Origin of the sequence: Streptomyces sp. NPDC090045 (genome assembly GCF_044747975.1) — a bacterium.
In the GTDB taxonomy this organism is placed as follows: Bacteria; Actinomycetota; Actinomycetes; order Streptomycetales; family Streptomycetaceae; genus Streptomyces.
Window position 1 is genome coordinate 1 of sequence record NZ_JBIVFA010000032.1, and the last position, 19,269, is coordinate 19,269.

The window sequence follows — 19,269 nt, forward strand, 5'->3', positions numbered from 1 at the left end:
GGAACGGACGCTTCCTTTGTACTCACCCTCTCGGGCTTTCCTCCGGGCTTTCGTTCTGTTCTTGCGTTTCCGACTCTATCAGACTCTTTCGGGCCTGACCCCCAGTCAGCGGGGTTTGTCTTCCGGGCTGTTGGGCCCTTCCGACTCCCGAACTCTAGTGGATTTCCCCGGCGATTCATAATCGGCCTTCGGAAATGAATTCGGGCATGCCGAATTCGTTCCCGGTGGGAGATCGTGCTGAGTTGGGTGCCGCAACGAGGCGGCGGGATTCGTTGTCGCCTCAACCTTCCGGTCCAGGGACAACTCGAAGAACCTTACGGATCGACCAGGGCCGTGTCAACCCCGGTGGTCAGCTGGGGGACTGGAGGCCCTCGACGCGGTCCAGCAGCCGGGTGAGCATGTCGCCGAGCGCCCCGCGCTCCGCTGTGGAGAGGTCCTGGAGGAGGTCCTCCTCGAAGACCGTGGCCGCGCGCATCGCGTCCAGCCACTTGCTGCGGCCCTCGTCGGTGAGCTCCACGATCACTCGGACCCGGTTGGACTCGTCCCGTTCGCGGGTGACCAGTCCTTCCGCGGTCATGCGGTCGATCCGGTGGGTCATCGCCGCCGGCGTGAGGCCCAGCTGCTTCGCGAGTTCGCTCGGGCCCATGCGGTACGGGGATCCGGAGATGACCAGGGCCTTGAGGACCTCCCACTCCGCGTTGCTGATGCCCAGCGCCGCGGTCTGGCGTCCGTACGCGACGTTCATCCGGCGGTGGAGGCGGCTCAGTGCCGACACGACCTTCTCGACCTGGGGGTCGAGGTCCTGGAACTCGCGCTGATAGACGGCGATCTGCTCATCGAGGCTCGGCTCGTGGACGGGCGTAGTGCCGTCGGGGGTGTCACCCATGGATCGAAGTATGGCACGAGCTCGTTGGCGTCTAACTCCTTCGGTGTGTAGAGTTAAGCATCGAAGTTTAGGTATGAAGTTCTGAAGTCTTCAGTCTTCGGCTCTCAAAGGCAGGTGAGAAGTGACCAAGGTGATGGGCGCTGCGATGCGGCGGATCCAGGCCGGGAACGCGCTGACCGCGTTCGGCATCGGTTTCACGGTTCCGTTCCTCTACATCTATGTGGCGCAGGTGCGAGATCTGGGCTCCATGGCCGCCACGAGCGCGTTCGTGGCCTTCGCCCTGGGCGCTCTCGTCGCGCTGCCCTTCACCGGTCGGGTCATCGACCGCCGTGGTCCGGTGCCCGTGGTCATGGGTGCGGCCGTGGCCGCCTCGGCGGGTGCGCTCTCGCTCGGGCTCTCCACCGGCATCGTGCCCATCCTGCTCTCCGCCCTGGCGCTCGGCGCCGGGCAGGCCGTGATGCAGCCGGCGCTGGCCACGATGATCGTGTGGTGCTCCACTCCGTCCACCCGGACCCGTGCCTTCGCCCTGCAGTTCTTCATGCAGAACCTGGGCCTGGGCATCGGCGGTCTCATCGGCGGCCAGATCGTCGACGAGAGCCGGCCCGGCAGCTTCACCCTGCTGTTCGGCATCGAGGCCGTGATGTTCCTGGTGCTGGCCGGCGTCATCGCCACCGTGCGCCTTCCGCAGGTGCAGGGGTTCAAGGACGCCCGGCCCAAGGACCCGGCGCAGGCGGGCGGCGGCTGGAAGCGGCTGCTCCGGCACAAGGCCATGGTGCAGCTGTGCGTGCTGGGCTTCGTGGTGTTCTTCGCCTGCTACGGACAGTTCGAGTCGGGTCTGGCCGCCTTCGGTACCGAGGCCGCCGGGATCTCCCCCTCCACGCTCGGTTTCGCGCTCGCGGCCAACACCGGTGCGATCGTCGTCGCGCAGTTCGTCGTGCTCCGGCTGGTCGAGAAGCGCCGCCGGTCCCGTGTGATCGCGCTCGTCGGTCTGATCTGGACCGTGGCGTGGGTCATCGCCGGGTTCTCGGGTCTGGGGCACGGCAGCGCGATGATGGCCGCGGCCGCGTTCATCACCACGTACGCGCTCTTCGGCATCGGCGAGGCCATGCTGTCGCCGACCCTGGCGCCGCTGGTGGCCGACCTGGCTCCCGAGGGCTCGGTGGGCCAGTACAACTCGGCCTTCGCGCTGGTCAAGCAGATGGCGCTGGCCTTGGGACCGCTCGGGGTGCCGCTCGGCGCGGGCGTTCCGATGCTCTACATCGGCGTCTTCGTGCTCGTGTCGCTGGGGATCGCCGGTCTGGCGCTGCGGCTCGGCAGGCGGCTGAGCCCGGCGCAGGACAACCCGTGGCTGGCGAGCCGGGTCGTGGCGCAGGGCGGTCCGGTCGTGGCGGCGAAGGCCGCCGCCGGCGCGGAGCCCGTGAGCGCGTAGGGACGTACGCGTGGGCACGTATATACGTACGCGTGAGTGAACAGATGTGCGGAAGGCCCCGGTCCTTGTGGACCGGGGCCTTCCGTGCGTTCGGCTGCTACTTGTCCGGCAGGGCGAACTCGCACCAGACGGCCTTGCCTCCGCCCGGGGTGCGGCGGGAGCCCCACGAGGAGGCGATGGTGGCGACGATCGAGATGCCGCGGCCGGTCTCGTCTCCCGGCTCGGCACGGCGGCGGCGCGGGAGGTGGTCGTCCCCGTCCGTGACCTCGATGATCAGGCGGCGGTCGGTGCGCCGCAGGCGCAGGCGCATCGGCGGGGTGCCGTGCTGGAGGGAGTTCGCGACGAGCTCGCTGGCGGCCAGGACGCCGAGGTCGCACAGCTCGACCGGGAAGCGCCAGGAGGCGAGGACTCCCTGGGCGAAGGCGCGGGCGCGCGGGGCCGCCTCGATGCCGCCGAGGAGTTCCAGGGCGGCGTTGTGGAAGAGCTCGGCGTCCGATCCGGTGCGGGCGGGCTGCTGGAGGACCATCACGGCGACGTCGTCGTCGTGGTCGGCGTCCACGCCGAGGGCGCGCATCAGGCGGTCGCAGATGACGGCCGGGGTGCCCTGGGCGCCGGAGAGGGCGCGTTCCAGGGCGGCGACGCCCTCGTCGATGTCCTCGCCGCGGCGTTCGACCAGGCCGTCGGTGTAGAGGACGGCGGTGGAGCCGGGGCCGAGGGCGATGGTGCCCGAGGTGTGCAGCCAGCCGCCGGTGCCGAGCGGTGGGCCGGTGGGGTCGGCGGCTCTGCGTACGGTGCCGTCCTCGTCGCGGACCAGGATCGGGAGGTGGCCGGCCGAGGCGTACGCGAGCAGGCCCTCGTTGGGGTCGTGGACGGCGTACACGCAGGTGGCGATCTGGCTGGCGTCGATCTCGGCGGCGAGGCCGTCGAGGAGCTGGAGCACCTCGTGCGGGGGCAGGTCGAGGCGTGCGTAGGCGCGTACGGCGGTGCGCAGCTGGCCCATGACGGCGGCGGCCCGGACTCCGCGGCCCATGACGTCGCCGATGACGAGGGCGGTGCGGCCCGCTCCGAGGGTGATCACGTCGTACCAGTCGCCGCCGACGGCGGCCTCGGTGCCACCGGGCTGGTAGGTGGCGGCGATGCGGAGGTCGTCGGGCTGTTCCAGTTCCTGCGGGAGCAGGGAGCGCTGGAGGGTGACGGCGGCCTCGCGCTGGCGGCGTTCGCTGGCGCGGAGCCGCTCGACGGCCTCGGCGTGGTCGGTGACGTCGGCGAGGTGGATGAGGACGCCGGTGTGGTGGGCCTCCGCCACGCTGCCGGCTTCGGCGTCCGTGCCGGTGCCGGTCTTGGCCTTGGGGAACTCGACCGGGGTGCAGGTGACGGTGTACGAGTGGGCGCCGCCGGGTGCGGTGCGGTTCTTGGCCGTACGGGACTTGCCGCTGCGCTGGACCTGGTCGAGGAGCGGGAGGAGGCCGAGCTCGCCGAGTTCGGGGAGGGCTTCGTGGGCGGGCGCGCCGGGGGTGCGGGCGCCGAAGCCGGCGGTGTAGGCGTCGTTGACGTAGGCGACGCGGTGCTCGGGGCCGTGGACGAGGGCGACCAGGGCGGGGAGCCGGCCGAGGACCTCGCGCACGGAGAGCTCGTCGAGGGAGGGGACGGCGGTGAGGACGCCGGTCCGCCGGGCTGTGGCCGTGCCGCCGGCGGGACCGGTGCCGCTGCCTGTGCCTGTGCCTGTGCCGCTGCCTGATCCGCCGCTCGTGCCGGTGCCGGTTCCGGAGACCGTGGGGTCGGCGGGGTGGCCGTCGGCGGCGGGCGTGGGCCGCTCGGTTCCGGGGTCGGCGCGGCCGCCGCGGGCTGCCGGGACCGCGCCTTCACCCCGCTTGGCCTGGGCGGCGGCGTGTTCGGTCCGGGCGGCGGCGCGGCGCTGCGTTCCGGGAAACCGGGCGCTCCAGCGCGTGAAGTTCACTGCGTTCAAGCCTCGTGGTGTCGCGAGTGGTCGCTGTGTCGCTCGTGGGCGGTCGCTGACTGGACGATGTCACTCTGTGCAGGGGTGAGCCCACCTATGGTCACACGTCCAGTGTGGCCGACCGCACTGACAACGTCAGCCCTGGCCGTTCTTCGGGGGGTTGGGGGCGGGGGGCGGGGGAGGGGCCTTGGGGCCGCCACCTGCGGCCAGTTCGAATTCTGCCCTGGGATGTTCGAGGGACCCCAGGGAGACGATCTCACGCTTGAAGAGGCCGGAGAGGGTCCATTCGGAGAGCACGCGCATTTTGCGGTTGAAGCTGGGGACGCGGCTGAGGTGGTATGCGCGGTGCATGAACCAGGCCGGGTAGGCCTTGAGCTTGCGGCCGTAGATGTGCGCGACGCCCTTGTGGAGGCCGAGGGAGGCGACCGAACCGGCGTACTTGTGGGCGTACTCGGTCAGGACCTCGCCGCGCAGGGCGGCGAGGAGGTTGTCGGCGAGGACCTTGGCCTGGCGGACGGCGTGCTGCGCGTTGGGGGCGCATTCGCGGCCCTTCTCGGCCGCCGTGATGTCGGGGACGGCGGCGGCGTCGCCCGCGGCCCAGGCGTGCTCGACTCCTTCGACGGTGAGGAAGGAGGTGCAGGCCAGGCGGCCGCGCTCGTTCTTGGGCAGGTCGGAGGCGGCCAGGATGGGGTGCGGTTTGACTCCGGCGGTCCACACGACGGTGCGGGTGGGGAAGCGGGCTCCGTCGCTGAGGACGGCGACGCGGTTCTCGCAGGAGTCGAGCCGGGTCTCCAGCCGGACGTCGATGTTGCGGCGGCGCAGTTCGCGGACGGTGTAGACGCCCATCTCGGGGCCGACCTCGGGGAGGATACGGTCGCTCGCCTCGACGAGGACCCACTTCATGTCCTCGGGCTTGATGTTGTGGTAGTACCGCGCCGCGTAGCGGGCCATGTCCTCCAGCTCGCCGAGGGCTTCGACGCCCGCGAAGCCGCCGCCGACGAAGACGAAGGTGAGGGCGGCGTCGCGGAGGGCGGGATCGCGGGTGGAGGAGGCGATGTCCATCTGCTCGATGACGTGGTTGCGCAGGCCGATGGCCTCTTCCACGGTCTTGAACCCGATGCCGTAGTCGGCGAGTCCCGGGACGGGGAGGGTGCGGGAGATGGAGCCCGGGGCGAGGACGAGTTCGTCGTACTCCATCTCGACGGGACCGGTGCCCTCGTCGGCGGTGGCGAGGGTGGCGACGGTCACGGTCCGTTTGGAGTGGTCGATGCGCTGGGCCTCGCCGATGACGATGCGGCACTTGCCGAGGACGCGGCGCAGGGGGACCACGACGTGGCGGGGGGAGATGGCGCCCGCGGCCGCTTCGGGGAGGAAGGGCTGGTACGTCATGTAGGGCTCGGTGGTGACCACCGTGACCTCGGCTTCGCCGGCTCTCAGCTTTCGCTGGAGCCGGAGCGCCGTATACATGCCGACGTAGCCGCCGCCGACGATCAGGATGCGCGTACGGGGCGGGGTACCGGGGGCCGTGCCCCGGGAGTTAGCAGCCTTCACCATCCCATGACGCAACGTGGCCGGGAGTTTGTCCACAGGCCCGACAAATTGTGTGACCGGAGGTGGTGGTGGGACGGGGCGGAAGAGGACGTTCGGTGTGGGCGTAAATGTGCAGGTCAGGCTGCACGGAACGGGAGATTCCGGGGGTATGGAACGGAAAAGTGGGGGTGAATGCTCCGATCGGGCGGTGGTCCGTCCGGGGCTGCCTCTTCTGAATTGACTCTGGCTCAACTATGTTCGTATCTCGTCGAGGAGTAGTACGACCGGGCCCGAGACCGCGGCCCCCTCGACGTGAAGGCGGGGAGTGTCTCCGGGGGGAGACAAATGATTACCGGGGGAAACATATGAACATTTCCGATTTCCATGGTTCTGCGACCGCGCTCTCGGTCGAGAGCAACGGTCGCGCGCTCGCGGGCGGCACCACGCACGGCGTAGGCCGGTCCACGCCGCTGCGCGTGGACGCCCAGCGCAACCTGGAGCACGTGCTGCGGGCGGCCCGCGAGGTCTTCGGCGAGCTGGGCTACGGGGCTCCGATGGAGGACGTGGCGCGGCGCGCCCGGGTCGGTGTCGGCACCGTGTACCGGCGCTTCCCGAGCAAGGACGTCCTCGTCCGGCGGATAGCCGAAGAGGAGACCGCCCGGCTGACCGAGCAGGCCAGGACCGCGCTGGGCCAGGAGGAGGAGCCGTGGCAGGCGCTGTCGCGCTTCCTGCGCACCTCCGTGGCCTCGGGTGCCGGGCGGCTGCTGCCGCCGCAGGTGCTGCGGGTCGGCGCGGCGAGCGAGGACGCGGAGGAAGCGGAGGCGGCTCGGGTTCCGCAGCAGCGCCAGGCCGTCGCGGCCACGGGTTCCCCCGATCTGCGGGTCGTGGGCACGCGCGGTGCGTCCGAGGACGAGCCCTCGGACGACGCGGGTGCGGGTGCACTGCTGGAGGTCGTCGGCCGGCTGGTGCACCGCGCACGGGAGGCCGGTGAGCTGCGTGCCGACGTCACGGTGGCCGATGTCCTGCTGGTGATAGCGACGGCGGCGCCCGCGCTGCCCGACCCGGCGCAGCAGGCGGCGGCTTCGACCCGGCTGCTCGACATCCTGCTCGAAGGGCTGCGGTCCCGGACGGCGTGACCTGCGCGGGCCGTCATCGGCTCGGCGCCCCTTCGGCGCCGGGCGGATGCCGGGCCGGGTGACCGGTGCGGGCGTTGGCCCGGCTTGTCCAAGGGCGCGCTTCTCGAAGGGCGCGCTCTTGGAGGTCGGGTCCTCTCATCGTCGGACTCCTGCATCGTCGGACATCGCCGGGTTCTTGCGTCGTCGGGGCGTTCGCACGTCGGGGCGACAGTCGCGCGATTCGCCGAATTATGCCCGGACGAGTGGATGGCGCGCAGAGGGGTTCGGCGCGCGTCCGCCGTGTGACACGCTTGAACGGTGTACCGGTTGAGTGTGTCGTGCGGGGGCTTCCGCGATGAGCGTTGACGGGCGGGAAGAGCCACTCGGTGGCGCCGGCAGCGAGCTCGAGGCGGGCAGCCTGCCCGCACGGCAGGTGCCGGCCCAGCGCGAACCGGGCGGGCGTCACGCACGCCACGCGGGCTCTTCCGGACCCGGCGGCGTCGGGAGCGAAGTCCCTCCGTCCGACGCCGACTTGATCGCCCGGATGCGGGGCGGGGACGACGGTGCGTACGAGGAGCTGTTCCGTCGCCACGCCGATTCCGTACGACGCTACGCGCGGACCTGCTGCCGCGACGGGCACACCGCAGACGACCTGACCGCCGAGGTGTTCGCGCGGACCCTGCAGGCGGTACGGGGCGGGGCCGGGCCGGACCAGTCGGTGCGGGCCTACCTGCTGACGACCGTACGGAGGGTTGCCGCGGCCTGGGCCAAGACGGCCAAGCGGGAGCACCTCGTCGAGGACTTCGCCGTCTTCGCGGAGCAGGCGGGCACGGGCTCGGAGAGCGGAGCCGGGATCTCGGGGCTGTCCGGGGACGACACGCTCGAACTGGGCGCGGACGTGCGGGCTATGCACGAGGCCGAGCAGTCGCTGGCCATGCAGGCCTTCCGCAGCCTGCCCGAGCGGTGGCAGGCCGTGCTGTGGCACACCACCGTCGAGGAGGCGTCGCCGAGCTCGATCGCCCCGCTGTTCGGGCTCAGCGCCAACGCGACCGCGGTGCTGGCCAGTCGTGCCCGGGAAGGGCTCAAGCAGGCCTATCTGCAGGCCCACGTGAGTGCGGCGCTGAGCGAGGGCGGCGACTGCGCGCGCTACTCGGACCGGCTGGGCGCCTACGCGCGGGGCGGGCTGCGGATGCGGGCGGAGCGGGGGCTGCGCAAGCACCTGGAGGAGTGCGTGAAGTGCCGGCTGGCGGCCGGGGAGCTCAAGGACGTCAATGCGGGGATTCCCGCGCTGCTTCCGGTCGCGGTCATCGGATGGTTCGCCGCCGGGTACGCGGCCAAGGCCGCCGGGGTGGTGGCGGGTGGGGCCGTTGCCGCGGGCGGGGCCGGAGCCGCGGCCGCCGCCTCCGGGGGGTCGACGGCGGGAGCCGGGACGGCCGGAGCCGGGGCCTCGGGTGGTGCCGCGGGCGCGGCCGGTGCCGGTGGCGGGGCCGCCGGGACGGGCGCTGGTGGCGGGGCCGGGGGTGTGCTGGCTTCCGAGGGGCTCGGGCTGCCGGCCAAGGCCGCCATCGCGGCCGGGATCGCGGTGGCCGCGGCCGCCGGGGTGGTGTTCGCCCTCGCCGGGGACGATCCCGAGCCGCCGGTCCGGGCGAAGCCCGCGCCCGGTGTGGTGGCGCCGGCCGCGCCGGAGGCTCCCGCCTCGCCCTCGGCGGAGCCGAGCCCGCCCGGGGAGGAGGCGCCGCGCCCGCGGGGTTCCGTACGGCCGACGCAGGGGCCGACGCAGGGACCGATGCCGACGCCTTCGGCTCCGGCCTCCGCTGCTCCTGCGGTCCCGTCGCCGTCCGCGTCCGCGTCCCCGTCGCCCTCGCCCTCGCCCTCGCCGAGCCGGGAGAGGCCTTCGCCGGCGCCGTCACCGAGCAGCACCTCCGCGAAGCCGACCCCGCCGCCGTCGAAGCCGTCGCAGGAGTTCCAGCTGGCCCGGCTCGCGCACTCGGCCTACGGGGACCACAGCGGTCCCGAGGTGCAGACCTGGCGCAGTAGCTGGGTGTGGCAGCGCTGGGGGCTGGAGGTGGGCGGCCGCCGGTTCTCGCAGGGCATCACCGTGAACTCGCGTTCCTCGGTGGAGATCACCCTCAACCGGCAGTGCACGAGCTTCTCGGCGCAGGCCGGGGTGGACGGCCTGTCGATCTTCACCGACGGTTCGGTGCGGTTCTCCGTGTACGGCGACGGGCAGCGGCTGTGGCAGTCCGCCGCCCTCGGCCACGAGGACCCGCCGGAGGGCGTGCAGGTGTCGCTCGCCGGGCGCAAGACGCTGCGGCTGGTGGTGGAGAAGGCCGGGCCGGGCAGCCTGCCGACGCTGGCGAGCTGGGCCGACGCCGTGATCAGTTGCCGGTGATCCGCTGCCGATGATCAGTTGTCCGTGGGCAGCGCGGTGGGCGTCGCCGTGAGTGCCGTGGCGAGTTGGGCCGGGGTGAGCGCGGTCCCGGCGGATTCTTCCCGGGCGTAGCGGGCCGGGCCGAGGAGCGCGCGGGTCCGTTCCGGGAGCCCGTCCACGGCGCCGCTCTCGGGGACCGAGCGCGGCTGGCCCGCACGCCAGGCGGTGGCCGCCGCGAGGGCCCGTACGGCCTCGGCCGGCCGGCCGTCGTCGGCCAGCATCACGGCGGCCACCTCGGCCAACCCGGCCAGGATGCGCTCGGCGCACCGGGCGGTGACGGCGGCGGCGAGACCGGGCCCGATCTTGGCGAGACCGGCGGCCGGGCCCTGTTCGTGGGCGGTGAGAACGGCGTCGACGCTGTCCAGCCCGGCGGTGAGCTGTGCGGGCACGGTGATCCGTACGGATTCGGCGCGGGCCGCCTCGCACTCGCTCCGGGCCGATGCGAAGTCGCCGCGCTGGAGGGCGAGCAGGGCGGCGAGGAGCCGGGCGAAGCTGCTGACGTCGTGCACCCCGCCGTGGCGGCCGGACTCCCGGTCGGCCTCGGCCAGGAGGTGTTCGGCTTCGTCGAAGTCACCCGCGCTGTAGGCGGCCCCGGCGATCCGGGCGAGGGCGAAGGGCGCCTCGATGTGGGCCCCGACCTCACGGGCGAGGCGCAGGCACTCCTCGTACTCGGTGCGGGCCTCGGCGTACCGGCCGCGCAGGAGGGCGACCTCCCCGGCAGCGCTCGCCACCTGGGCGCGGGTCCAGCGGTCGCCGACGCGGTGGGCGATCTCGTGGAGTTCGGCGAGGTCGGCGTCAACGGTGGGCAGGCCGCCCATGAGGTCGATGGCGACGTGGGTGCGGAGCATGAGGACCACGCCGAGTTCCCAGTCACCCGCGTGGCGGCGGCAGTTGGCGACGGACTCGTCGAGGTGGAGGTGGAAGTCGAGGGGATCGCCGACGAGGAAGGCGGTGGTGGGCCAGAGCATCCCGGGGAAGAGGGTGGTCTCGGGGGATCCCTGGCGGAAGGTCTTCTTGATGCGGGCGGCGAGGTCGCGGTACTCGGGGGTGCGGAACTTCTCCGCGGAGTTGCTCTCCGCGAGCAGGAACATGCCGAGGACCTGGAGGCGCATGTACCGCCAGTACGCGGGCGTGCCCTCGGGTGGTTCGGCGGCGGTGAGGGCGAGGACGCGGGTGGTCCACTCGGCGCCCTCGGCGCGGTAGTTGCGCAGCCACCAGAACCAGCCGAGGGCGAAGACGAAGCGCTGGGCGGTGTGGACGTCGGTGTCCGCGGCGGCTGTGGTGTGCAGGGCGGTGCGGAGGTTGTCGAGCTCGGTCTCGACGCGCCGGATCCAGGGGAGCTGGGCGGCGGAGCGGATCAGGGGATCGGCCTCCTCGGCGAAGGCGAGGTAGTGGGCGGCGTGGCGGCGGGCGGTGGCCCCGGCGTCTTCCGGGTGGGCGCCGGCGCGCTCGGCGGCGTACTCGTGGATGGTTTCGAGCATGCGGTAGCGCATGCCGTGGGCGTCGTCCGGTTCGGCCAGGACGAGGGATTTGTCGACGAGGGAGCCGAGGACGTCGGCGGTGTCGTAGGACGGGTCGGCGCAGACGGCCTCGGCGGCGGCCAGGTCGCAGCCGCCGGCGAAGACGGACAGACGGCGCAGGACGGTGCGCTCGGGCTCGTCGAGGAGGTCCCACGACCAGTCGACGACGGCCCGCAGGGTCTGCTGCCGCGGCAGGACCGTACGGGCACCACTGGTCAGCAGCCGGAACCGGTCGTCGAGCCGGTCGGCGATCTGGCGCGGGGTGAGCAGCCGCAACCGGGCGGCGGCCAGCTCGATGGCGAGCGGCAGACCGTCCAGCCGCCGGCAGATCTCCGCCGCCGCGGCCGGATCGTCGTCCGTACGGAACCCCGGCCGGGCCGCGGCCCCACGGTCACCGAGCAGCCGCAGCGCCACGGGATCGGGCAGCGGCTCCACCGGACGCAGCGACTCCCCCGGCACCCCCAGGGGCTCCCGGCTCGTCGCCAGGATCTGCACCCCCGGACAGCGCGCCAGGAGCTCCTCCGCCAACTCGGCCGCCGCACCGATCACATGCTCGCAGTTGTCGAGGACGAGGAGCAGGCTGCGGTGCGCGCAGTGTTCGACGAGCTGGGTGGTGGGGTCGGCGGCGGCGGTGTTCTCGCGGGCGACGAGGGAGTTCTCGCGCAGGCCGAGCGCGCTGAGGACGGCGCCGGGAACGGCCGCGGGGTGGTCGAGACGGGCGAGTTCGACGATCCAGCCGGCTTCGGGGTGGGCGGCGGCCGCGTGTTCGGCGAGACGGGTCTTCCCGGAACCGCCGGGGCCGGTGAGGGTGACGAGGCGCAGCCGGGCCAGGTCCTCGCGCAGGGCGGCGAGTTCGGGCTCACGACCGACGAAGGAGGTCAGCCGGGGCCGGAGGTTCCCGCGGGGCGCCTGCGGCGGAGCCTGCGGGTACGGGGCCTGCGGCGGAGCCTGCGGGTACGGGGCCTGCGGCGGGGCCGGGGGGTACGGGGCCTGCGGGTACGGGGCCTGCGGCTCCCCGAGCGGCGGCTGCGGGTGTACGGACCCGGGCGGCGGCGCGGGCTGTGCAGGTGTGGGGGCGGGCGGTGGGACGGGGGCCGGTGCGGGGTCGAGGAGTTGGGCGTGGAGGGTGGTGAGTTCGGGGCCGGGGGTGGTGCCCAGGGCGTCGGCCAGGGCGCGGCGGGTGCGTTCGTAGGCGGCCAGGGCGTCGGCGGGGCGGCCGGCGGCGCGCAGCGCGCGGAGTTGCTGGGCGCGCAGTGGTTCGTCGTACGGGGACGCCTGGATCAGCGCCTCGATCTCCGGCAGGAGTGCGGCCGGGGCGGTGGCGCCGCTGCGCAGGTCCGCCTCGATGCGGTCGCGGAGGGCGGCGGAGCGGCGGGCCTCGGGGCCGGCGGCGTGACCCGTGCGGGCCGGTTCGGGGAGGTCGGCGAGGGCCGGCCCGCGCCAGAGGGAGAGGGCGGTGCGGAGGGTGTGGGCGGCGGCGGCCGGGTCCGTGGCCAGCTCCCGGCCGCCCTGGGCCGCCAGCCGGGTGAACCGGTGCAGGTCTATGTCGTCGGGGGCGGCGGCCAGCCGGTAGCCGCCGGCGGGGTCGGCGGTGATGGCGTCCCGGCCGCCGAGCGCGCGGCGCAGCCGGGCGACGAGGGCCTGGAGGGCGGCGGGCGCGTCCTGGGGCGGGTCGTCGGCCCAGACGTCGTCGACGAGTTCGGCGACGGAGGCCCGGCGGCCCGCGCGCAGGGCGAGGGCGGCGAGGAGCGCGCGCAGGCGGGCGCCGCCTGCCGGGAGGGGGGCGCCGGTCTCGTCGCGCGCCTCGGTGACGCCAAGGATGAGATACCGCACCCGCCAATTCTGCCCCGCCGCCGGGCTCACGTGATCGAAGTGTCGCCGTTCGCCTCCAGCAGGGTGCGCAGGGCCTCGGCGACCGTGGCGCAGGTGGCGGGGTCGAGCGGGGCGAGCAGCTCGGCGTAGTGGCTGAGGTGATCGGCGATCAGCGACTCGGTGAGCGCGAGGCCCTGCTCGGTGAGGCGGATGCGGACCGAGCGGCGGTCCTGCCCGTCCCGGACCCGTTCGACCAGGCCCTTGGCCTCCATGCGGTCGATGCGGTTGGTGATCGCACCCGAGGTCACCATGGCGGCCGGGATGAGGGCGCCGGCGGTGAGCGCGTACGGGGATCCGGACCGGCGGAGGGTGAAGAGGATGTCGAGCTCGCCCACCTCCAGGTCCCGTTCGGCCGCGAAGGCCTTGAGGTGCCGGTCGATGATCCGGTTCATCCGCTGGACGCGGGCCAGCACCTCGACGGGCCACAGGCCGGCCGCCAGCTCGGGGCGCTCGGCCGTCCACTGGCCGACGATCGCGTCCACTGCGTCACTCATGTCGCGTCCTCATCCTCGTGCGTCTTCTTTGTCGTGCTTCTCGTCCCCGCCGCCCCACGAGAAGGATATCTCAACGTTGAGACACTTGACGTTCAGAGAACTGCTCTGATTTTATCTCAACGTTGAGATTCTGAACCTTGAGATGGATCGGAGCGGACATCACCATGACCACAACAGCGCCACGTACCCGTACCCGTACCGGTGCGCGTCCGACGAACGCCGGCAGCGCCGCCGGCCGGCCCGGCCCGGTCCCCGTCCTGTGGCTGGCGCTGCTGGCCACGCCCGTCGCCGCAGCGACCAACGCACCCGTCCTGATCCTTCCGGACATGGCCGGCTCCCTCGGGGTGGGCACCTCGACCGCCGCCTGGCTCGTCGCCGCCTTCGCCTGGGCCATGGCCGTCTCCATCCCCCTGCTGGCCGGCCTGCTGCGCCGCCGCGGCCTCGCGCCGCTTCTCCGGCTGTCCAGCGCCCTCCTCCTCGGCGGAACGCTCCTCGTCGCCGCATCCCCCTGGCTCCCCGTCACCCTCCTCGGGCGGGCCGCACAGGCCGCGGGCGGCGCCGGCCTGGTGGCGGCCGCGATGAGCCTGGCCGGGACGGCCCGCCGGATGGGCGTCATCAGCGCGGGCTTCGGCATGCTCGGCGCGACCGGCCCGCTCCTCGGCGCCCAGCTCTCGCACGCCGTGTCGTGGCGGCTCTCGCTCTCGGTGTCCCTGGTCTCCCTGCTGGCAGTGCCCGCGGTGCGCACGTACGCGAAGGCCCCGGCGGCCGCCCCGCAGGGCAGGTTCGACGCGCGCGGCGCCGCGCTGCTGACGCTGCTGGCCACGGCCCTGGTCCTGCTGCCCCACGCCCCGGCCGCCGCCCTCGGCTCCGCGGCCCTCGCCACGCTGCTGCTCGCGCTCCACATGCGGCGGCGCCCCGAGGGCTTCGTCCCGGCCGCGCTGATCCGCAGGCCCCTCTTCCTCTGCTCCGCGCTGCTGGCACTCGCGCTGTCGACCTCGTACTTCACCCTGCTGTTCGCCGTGCCCCGGCTGATCTCGGACCGGGCGGGCTGGGACACCGGCGCGGCCGGGGCCGGTCAGCTCGTGGCCCTGCTCACCGGATCCGCGCTCTCCTGGCTGCTGGCGGCGGGCTCGGCGCGCATGGGGCGGGTGGCCGTACGCACGGTGCTGGTGGGGATCGGCACCCTGGCCGCGCTGATCGCGGTCTTCGCGAGCCACGGGACGCTGCTGCTGCTCGCCACCCTGGGCGGCGTGTTCGGCGCGACCGGTGCCAACGCCGTGCTGTCGACGCACGCCGCGTCGAGCGTCCCCGACGCCCAGCGCCCCACGGCCATCGGCCTGTTCACCCTCTGCTACCAGCTCGGCGGCGCCTTCGGCCCGGCGATCGCGACCGCCCTGGTCCTCGACTCCTGAACTCGGTCCGGCAGCGTCACGAGAGGGCCGGTCGGTGCACCGGGACCCCCTCCGGCACCGCCCGCCGGCGCGCCGTCGAGGTCCCCGTCCAGCAGGTGCCGCGGCGGGCCAGCAGCCGGCGCAGCCACAGCTCCATCGAGACGAGCTCCGCCAGCCCGTCCAGCGGGACCGGCCGGCCGTCCGCCGCGTCGAGCAGGGCCTGGCGCACCACCCGGGCCTCGATCAGGCCGGCGTCCGCGAGCAGCGGGGAGGCGAAGAGCGACAGCAGCTCGTCCAGGGCGGCGCGCAGCCCCAGCCGGGTGGCCGTCTCGTTCGGGGCGTGGGCCGTGGCGCCCCAGCCCGGCGGGAGTTCGCGCACTCCGGCCGAGGCCAGGACGCTGCGCAGGATCTCCGCCCGGGCCCCGGGCTGGACGCGCAGGGACTCGGGGAGGGCGCGGGCGGCCCGTACGACCTGGTTGTCCAGGAAGGGGGCGTGCAGGCGCTGGCTGCGGACCTCCACGGCCTGTTCGAACACCCGGTGGTCGGCGGCGTGCCGGGCCAGCAGCGAACGGGCCCGCGCCTCCCCGGGCCGCAGCGACAGCGGCGGCCGGCCGGCCGCGACCGTCAGCCGGATCGATACTTCCGCCAGCGCCTCCCCCGTGAGCCAGCCGGCCGCAGGTCCCGGCCGGGACCAGGTCAGGGCGGCGAGGGAGGCGTCCACCGGACCGGAGGCGCGCTCGGTGACCCCGCCCTCGCGGAGCCGGGCCGCGGCGGCTTCCATGCCCGCGCGGTACGTCGTACGGGCGAGTCTTCGGGCCGCCGAGTACACGGTGAGCGGCACCAGCAGCGACTCCCCGGAGGCCCCGGCGGCGGAGGCCGAACGGGCCAGCGCCGCCACCGGGCGCAGCAGGTGGCGCCGGCGCCGGTCCATCAGGAGGTCGGCCATGCGGGCCGGGTGGGCGTCGAGGACCTGGCGGGCGCCGTGGCCGGTGAAGTGGTCGGCCGAGCCGGCGGCCAGTCTTCGCCGCTCGCGGGCGGCGAAGACGAGGGAGGGGCCGGGTTCGTCGGTGAGCGGGCCGTCGAGTTCGGCGTACGGGAGGGCCTCCCCGGCGGCGGCCACCACGACGTGGTGAAGGCGCGGGTCGGCGGCGATGGCCCGGGCCCGTTCCAGTTCGGCCTCGCGCCCCTGCGGGGTGGCCAGGTCGTTGAAGGTCACCGCCAGCAGTCGGGCCCCGGCGGGGCTCAGCAGGGTGCCAGGGGCCCCCGGCAGACCGGCCGCCAGCAGGGCGAGGGTCGCGGAGGCGCTGCCGCCGGAGAGGTCGGCGCCCACCCCGGGGGCCGGGGCGCCGCGGGCCGCGCGCCGGTCGGCGGGGCCCATTCCGGGCACGGGGCCGGGATCGTACGGCCGGGGGCCCCTCCCAGCGGTAGCTGGGGGCGTGTCGGGAGCATGGCGTGGCGCCGTGAGCCGGGCGCGCACCGCGTCCACCAACGCTTCCCGTACGCCCTCCACCGCGCGCTCGGGATCCGCCTCCGGGGCGGCCACCGCGAGCGAGGCGACCTGTTCGTAGCCGGTGATCTCGCGGGAGCCCTCCCGGAGGATGAGCGCGTGCCCGGGCGGGATGCGCCGGACCCCGGCGTACGGTGTGCCGTCGCCCAGCGCCTCCGGGCTGTCGGGGCAGGCCAGCAGGGCGGCGAGGTGGCCGATGTCGAGCTGCGCCTCGATGAGGTCGGCGAGCGGGAGGGCGGCGGTGGCGTACGCCGTGCCGCTCGCCCAGGGGGTGTAGAAGACGGGGCGCGCGCCGGCGAGGTCGCCGACGACGGTGATGCGGCGGCCGGCCTGCACGACGGCGGTGTAGCTGCCGGACCACTGGGTGAGGTGGCGCAGGGCTCCGCCGCGGGCGGCGTAGAGGGCTCGCCTCAGCTCGGCGTCGGTCGCGCCGCAGCAGCCGAGGACGGCGAGCCGGGTGAAGGGGTCGGCGGGGTCCGCGGTGACCGTGCGGATCTCGTCGGGGCGCCAGTCGCCGACGGCCCAGAGGGGGTCGGGGTCGCCCCAGAGGAGCTGTGCGCCCACGGGGTGGACGGTGCGTTCGGCGTCCGCGCCGGGGTCGTCCGCGTGGGCCGCGTCCGCGAGGCCGCCGCGCAGGGGTGCGCCCGCGTCGCCGTATCCGCCCGGGCCGTGGCCGCCCTGGACGTAGGCACCCTGGCCGGAGGCGTGCCCCGAGCCGTGGCCGGCGACCCGGCCGGCCGTGCCGAAGCTCGCGGCGATACTGCTCCAACCCACCAACCAGCGCACCGCCGCCTCCCCAGCCTGTGGGCACATGACCGGGGCACGGGCAGCAGGTCAGCGCTGAGGGCGCGGCCGGCGGGACCCCGGATGGCTCGGGGTCCATGCTGCCACGGGACAGGCGTGCGAGAGTGGTTAAAGGGGGCGCACATGCAAACGAACACGCCCCGGCCACGCGGTATTTGGCGTTCCGTTCCCACCACCCTATAGGTCGCTTTCAGCCATTCTTCGGCCGCTGGAAGGGCCGTTCCGGGCTGCCGGAGCCCGGTGCGCGGGCGCGGTCCGGGAGGCGGAATCCGCCCCCCGGACCGTTCCGCCACCCGCGGGGATTGAGGTAGCGGCATCCCCCGGCCCGCCCGATCCGCGCAGCGGGCCGACCCACGCACCGCACATCGAATCGCCGGGCCCCCGGACCGGCCAGAGCGCACGGGCGGGCGCACGGCCACACGGACGGAGCACGCGATGACACGTGCGCCCCGGCGCGGGGCCCGGACCGGACTGTGCAAACGGACAACAATCCCGCCATACGGAAGTAAGGGCCTTAACGCTTGGGAGGCGGGGAACTACGCTGGGTTTACGAAATGCCGGGCGCCTATGCCCCGGCGGCGTATGCGTTCCGCGTGTGACGAGGGGTGGCGCATGTCCAGGGAGCTCCGCGAGCCCAATGAGAAGCTCGGCGCCGTCCTCGCCCTCGCGGGCATCAGCAACGCCGGGCTGGCCCGGCGGGTCAACGACCTCGGCGCACAGCGCGGCCTGACGCTTCGGTACGACAAGACGTCGGTGGCCCGGTGGGTGTCGAAGGGGATGGTGCCGCAGGGCGCCGCCCCGCATCTGATCGCCGCCGCCATCGGGGCGAAGCTGGGGCGGCCGGTGCCGCTGCACGAGATCGGACTGGCGGACGCGGACCCCGCGCCCGAGGTCGGCCTGGCCTTCCCGCGCGACGTGGGCGCGGCGGTGCGCTCGGCCACCGACCTCTACCGGCTCGACCTCGCCGGGCGCCGCGGCGGTGGCGGGATCTGGCAGTCGCTCGCGGGCTCCTTCTCGGTGGCGGCGTACGCGACGCCCGCCTCGCGTTGGCTGATATCTCCCGCCGACGGCTCGGTGGCGCGGGAACCGGCGGGTACGGGTAAGGGCCAGGCGGCCCACGGCCCCGCTGCCCACGGCCCCGCTGCTCACAGCCCGGCGGCGCAGAGCACCGTCACTGCTGCCACCCCCTCGGCTCACGACGCGGCGACGCACGAGACGCCGGCCCCGGCGCCGGCGCACGAGGCGGCGGCGCCCGGTCCCAGGCCCTCCCCGGAGGGCCGCACGACCGGGCCGGCGACAGGCCCGATGACCGGTCCGATGACAGGTCCGGCGGCGGGCCCGCCGTCCACCGTTGTGCCCGCGCAGCCCGGCGGCGAAACGCCGCGCGACCACGGGCAGCGCGTGGGCCACAGCGATGTGACGAAGCTGCGCGAGGCCGCCGAGGACGCGCGCCGCTGGGACTCCAAGTACGGCGGCGGGGACTGGCGTTCGTCGATGGTGCCCGAGTGCCTGCGGGTGGACGCGGCGCCGCTGCTGCTCGGCTCGTACACCGACGAGGTGGGCCGCGCCCTGTTCGGCGCGACCGCCGAACTGACCCGGCTGGCCGGGTGGATGGCCTTCGACACCGGCCAGCAGGAGGCGGCCCAGCGCTACTACATCCAGGCGCTGCGGCTCGCCCGCGCGGCCGCGGACGTCCCGCTCGGCGGCTACGTGCTGGCCTCGATGTCCCTGCAGGCGACCTACCGGGACTTCCCGGACGAGGGCGTGGACCTGGCGCAGGCGGCCGTCGAGCGCAACCGCGGCCTGGCCACCGCCCGCACCATGAGCTTCTTCCGGCTGGTCGAGGCGCGGGCGCATGCGAAGGCCGGCGATTCGACGGCCGCCGGAGCGGCGCTGCGGGCGGCGGAGGGCTGGCTGGAGCGGTCCCGGGAAGGCGATCCGGACCCGACCTGGCTGGGTTTCTACTCGTACGACCGTTTCGCGGCGGATGCGGCAGAATGCTACCGGGACCTCAAACTCCCCCGGCAGGTACGGCGCTTCACCGAGCAGGCGCTGTCCCGGCCCACGGAGGAGTACGTACGCTCGCACGGGCTGCGGCTGGTGGTCAGCGCGGTCGCCGAACTGGAGTCGGGCAATCTCGACGCGGCGTGCGCGGCGGGCACCCGGGCGGTGGAGGTGGCGGGCAGGATCTCCTCGGCGCGGACGACCGAATACGTACGGGACCTGCTCCACCGGCTGGAACCGTACGGGGACGAGCCGCGCGTCGCGGAGCTGCGAGAGCGGGCCCGGCCGCTGCTGGTGACGCCGGCGTAGGACCTGAGGGACGGCGGGCC

The 19,269-nt window shown here is 74.1% G+C and carries 11 protein-coding genes; 5 read left to right on the forward strand and 6 right to left on the reverse strand.

Annotated elements, in window-relative coordinates; genetic code table 11:
- Nucleotides 1–349: 349 nt before the first annotated feature.
- Nucleotides 350–886 carry a MarR family winged helix-turn-helix transcriptional regulator gene (locus ACIPYQ_RS40760; protein WP_401259709.1) on the reverse strand — a complete coding sequence of 179 codons (537 nt, stop codon included), beginning with the start codon at nt 884–886 and terminating at the stop codon, nt 350–352.
- A gap of 121 nt (nt 887–1,007) precedes the next feature.
- Between ACIPYQ_RS40760 and ACIPYQ_RS40765 the strand changes: the two genes are divergently transcribed.
- Nucleotides 1,008–2,315, forward strand: a complete 1,308-nt coding sequence (locus ACIPYQ_RS40765) for an MFS transporter (protein WP_362238128.1) — start codon at nt 1,008–1,010, stop codon at nt 2,313–2,315.
- A 97-nt stretch (nt 2,316–2,412) separates the two neighbouring features.
- Here ACIPYQ_RS40765 and ACIPYQ_RS40770 read toward each other — a convergent pair whose 3' ends face one another.
- Both ACIPYQ_RS40770 and ACIPYQ_RS40775 read right to left on the reverse strand, forming a co-directional pair.
- Nucleotides 2,413–4,272 carry a SpoIIE family protein phosphatase gene (locus ACIPYQ_RS40770; RefSeq protein WP_401259735.1) on the reverse strand — a complete coding sequence of 620 codons (1,860 nt, stop codon included), beginning with the start codon at nt 4,270–4,272 and terminating at the stop codon, nt 2,413–2,415.
- A 135-nt stretch (nt 4,273–4,407) separates the two neighbouring features.
- Entirely contained in the window at nt 4,408–5,826 is a 1,419-nt protein-coding gene (locus ACIPYQ_RS40775) for an NAD(P)/FAD-dependent oxidoreductase (protein WP_401259710.1), read from the reverse strand.
- Between the two features lie 341 nt (nt 5,827–6,167).
- On the opposite strand from ACIPYQ_RS40775, the gene ACIPYQ_RS40780 reads away from it, so the two are divergent.
- Complete coding sequence (locus ACIPYQ_RS40780; RefSeq protein WP_401259711.1) at nt 6,168–6,938, forward strand: TetR/AcrR family transcriptional regulator; 771 nt, start codon at nt 6,168–6,170, stop codon at nt 6,936–6,938.
- 334 nt (nt 6,939–7,272) lie between these two features.
- On the forward strand, nt 7,273–9,309 hold the full coding sequence (locus ACIPYQ_RS40785) for a sigma-70 family RNA polymerase sigma factor (protein ID WP_401259712.1): 2,037 nt from the start codon (nt 7,273–7,275) through the stop codon (nt 9,307–9,309).
- Nucleotides 9,310–9,323: 14 nt separating this feature from the next.
- Here the strand turns inward: ACIPYQ_RS40785 and ACIPYQ_RS40790 are convergent, their stop codons facing one another.
- Both ACIPYQ_RS40790 and ACIPYQ_RS40795 read right to left on the reverse strand, forming a co-directional pair.
- Nucleotides 9,324–12,701 carry an AfsR/SARP family transcriptional regulator gene (locus ACIPYQ_RS40790; RefSeq protein WP_401259714.1) on the reverse strand — a complete coding sequence of 1,126 codons (3,378 nt, stop codon included), beginning with the start codon at nt 12,699–12,701 and terminating at the stop codon, nt 9,324–9,326.
- Between the two features lie 26 nt (nt 12,702–12,727).
- A complete protein-coding gene (locus tag ACIPYQ_RS40795) occupies nt 12,728–13,234 on the reverse strand; it encodes a MarR family winged helix-turn-helix transcriptional regulator (protein WP_401259716.1) in 507 nt (168 codons plus the stop codon).
- A 164-nt stretch (nt 13,235–13,398) separates the two neighbouring features.
- On the opposite strand from ACIPYQ_RS40795, the gene ACIPYQ_RS40800 reads away from it, so the two are divergent.
- Nucleotides 13,399–14,646 carry an MFS transporter gene (locus ACIPYQ_RS40800; protein WP_401259718.1) on the forward strand — a complete coding sequence of 416 codons (1,248 nt, stop codon included), beginning with the start codon at nt 13,399–13,401 and terminating at the stop codon, nt 14,644–14,646.
- A gap of 16 nt (nt 14,647–14,662) precedes the next feature.
- Here the strand turns inward: ACIPYQ_RS40800 and ACIPYQ_RS40805 are convergent, their stop codons facing one another.
- A complete protein-coding gene (locus ACIPYQ_RS40805) occupies nt 14,663–16,918 on the reverse strand; it encodes an asparagine synthase-related protein (RefSeq protein ID WP_401259720.1) in 2,256 nt (751 codons plus the stop codon).
- 630 nt (nt 16,919–17,548) lie between these two features.
- Between ACIPYQ_RS40805 and ACIPYQ_RS40810 the strand changes: the two genes are divergently transcribed.
- Nucleotides 17,549–19,249, forward strand: coding sequence for a sporulation protein (locus ACIPYQ_RS40810; RefSeq protein ID WP_401259721.1), 1,701 nt, complete (start codon nt 17,549–17,551; stop codon nt 19,247–19,249).
- Nucleotides 19,250–19,269: the final 20 nt, after the last annotated feature.

What these genes read in the sequence shown, in the direction of transcription:
- ACIPYQ_RS40760 (WP_401259709.1), bottom strand. Translation starts at nt 886, where the DNA reads ATGGGTGACACCCCCGACGGCACTACGCCCGTCCACGAGCCGAGCCTC.
- ACIPYQ_RS40775 (WP_401259710.1), bottom strand. Translation starts at nt 5,826, where the DNA reads ATGGTGAAGGCTGCTAACTCCCGGGGCACGGCCCCCGGTACCCCGCCC.
- ACIPYQ_RS40780 (WP_401259711.1), top strand. Translation starts at nt 6,168, where the DNA reads ATGAACATTTCCGATTTCCATGGTTCTGCGACCGCGCTCTCGGTCGAG.
- ACIPYQ_RS40785 (WP_401259712.1), top strand. Translation starts at nt 7,273, where the DNA reads ATGAGCGTTGACGGGCGGGAAGAGCCACTCGGTGGCGCCGGCAGCGAG.
- ACIPYQ_RS40795 (WP_401259716.1), bottom strand. Translation starts at nt 13,234, where the DNA reads ATGAGTGACGCAGTGGACGCGATCGTCGGCCAGTGGACGGCCGAGCGC.
- ACIPYQ_RS40800 (WP_401259718.1), top strand. Translation starts at nt 13,399, where the DNA reads ATGACCACAACAGCGCCACGTACCCGTACCCGTACCGGTGCGCGTCCG.
- ACIPYQ_RS40810 (WP_401259721.1), top strand. Translation starts at nt 17,549, where the DNA reads ATGTCCAGGGAGCTCCGCGAGCCCAATGAGAAGCTCGGCGCCGTCCTC.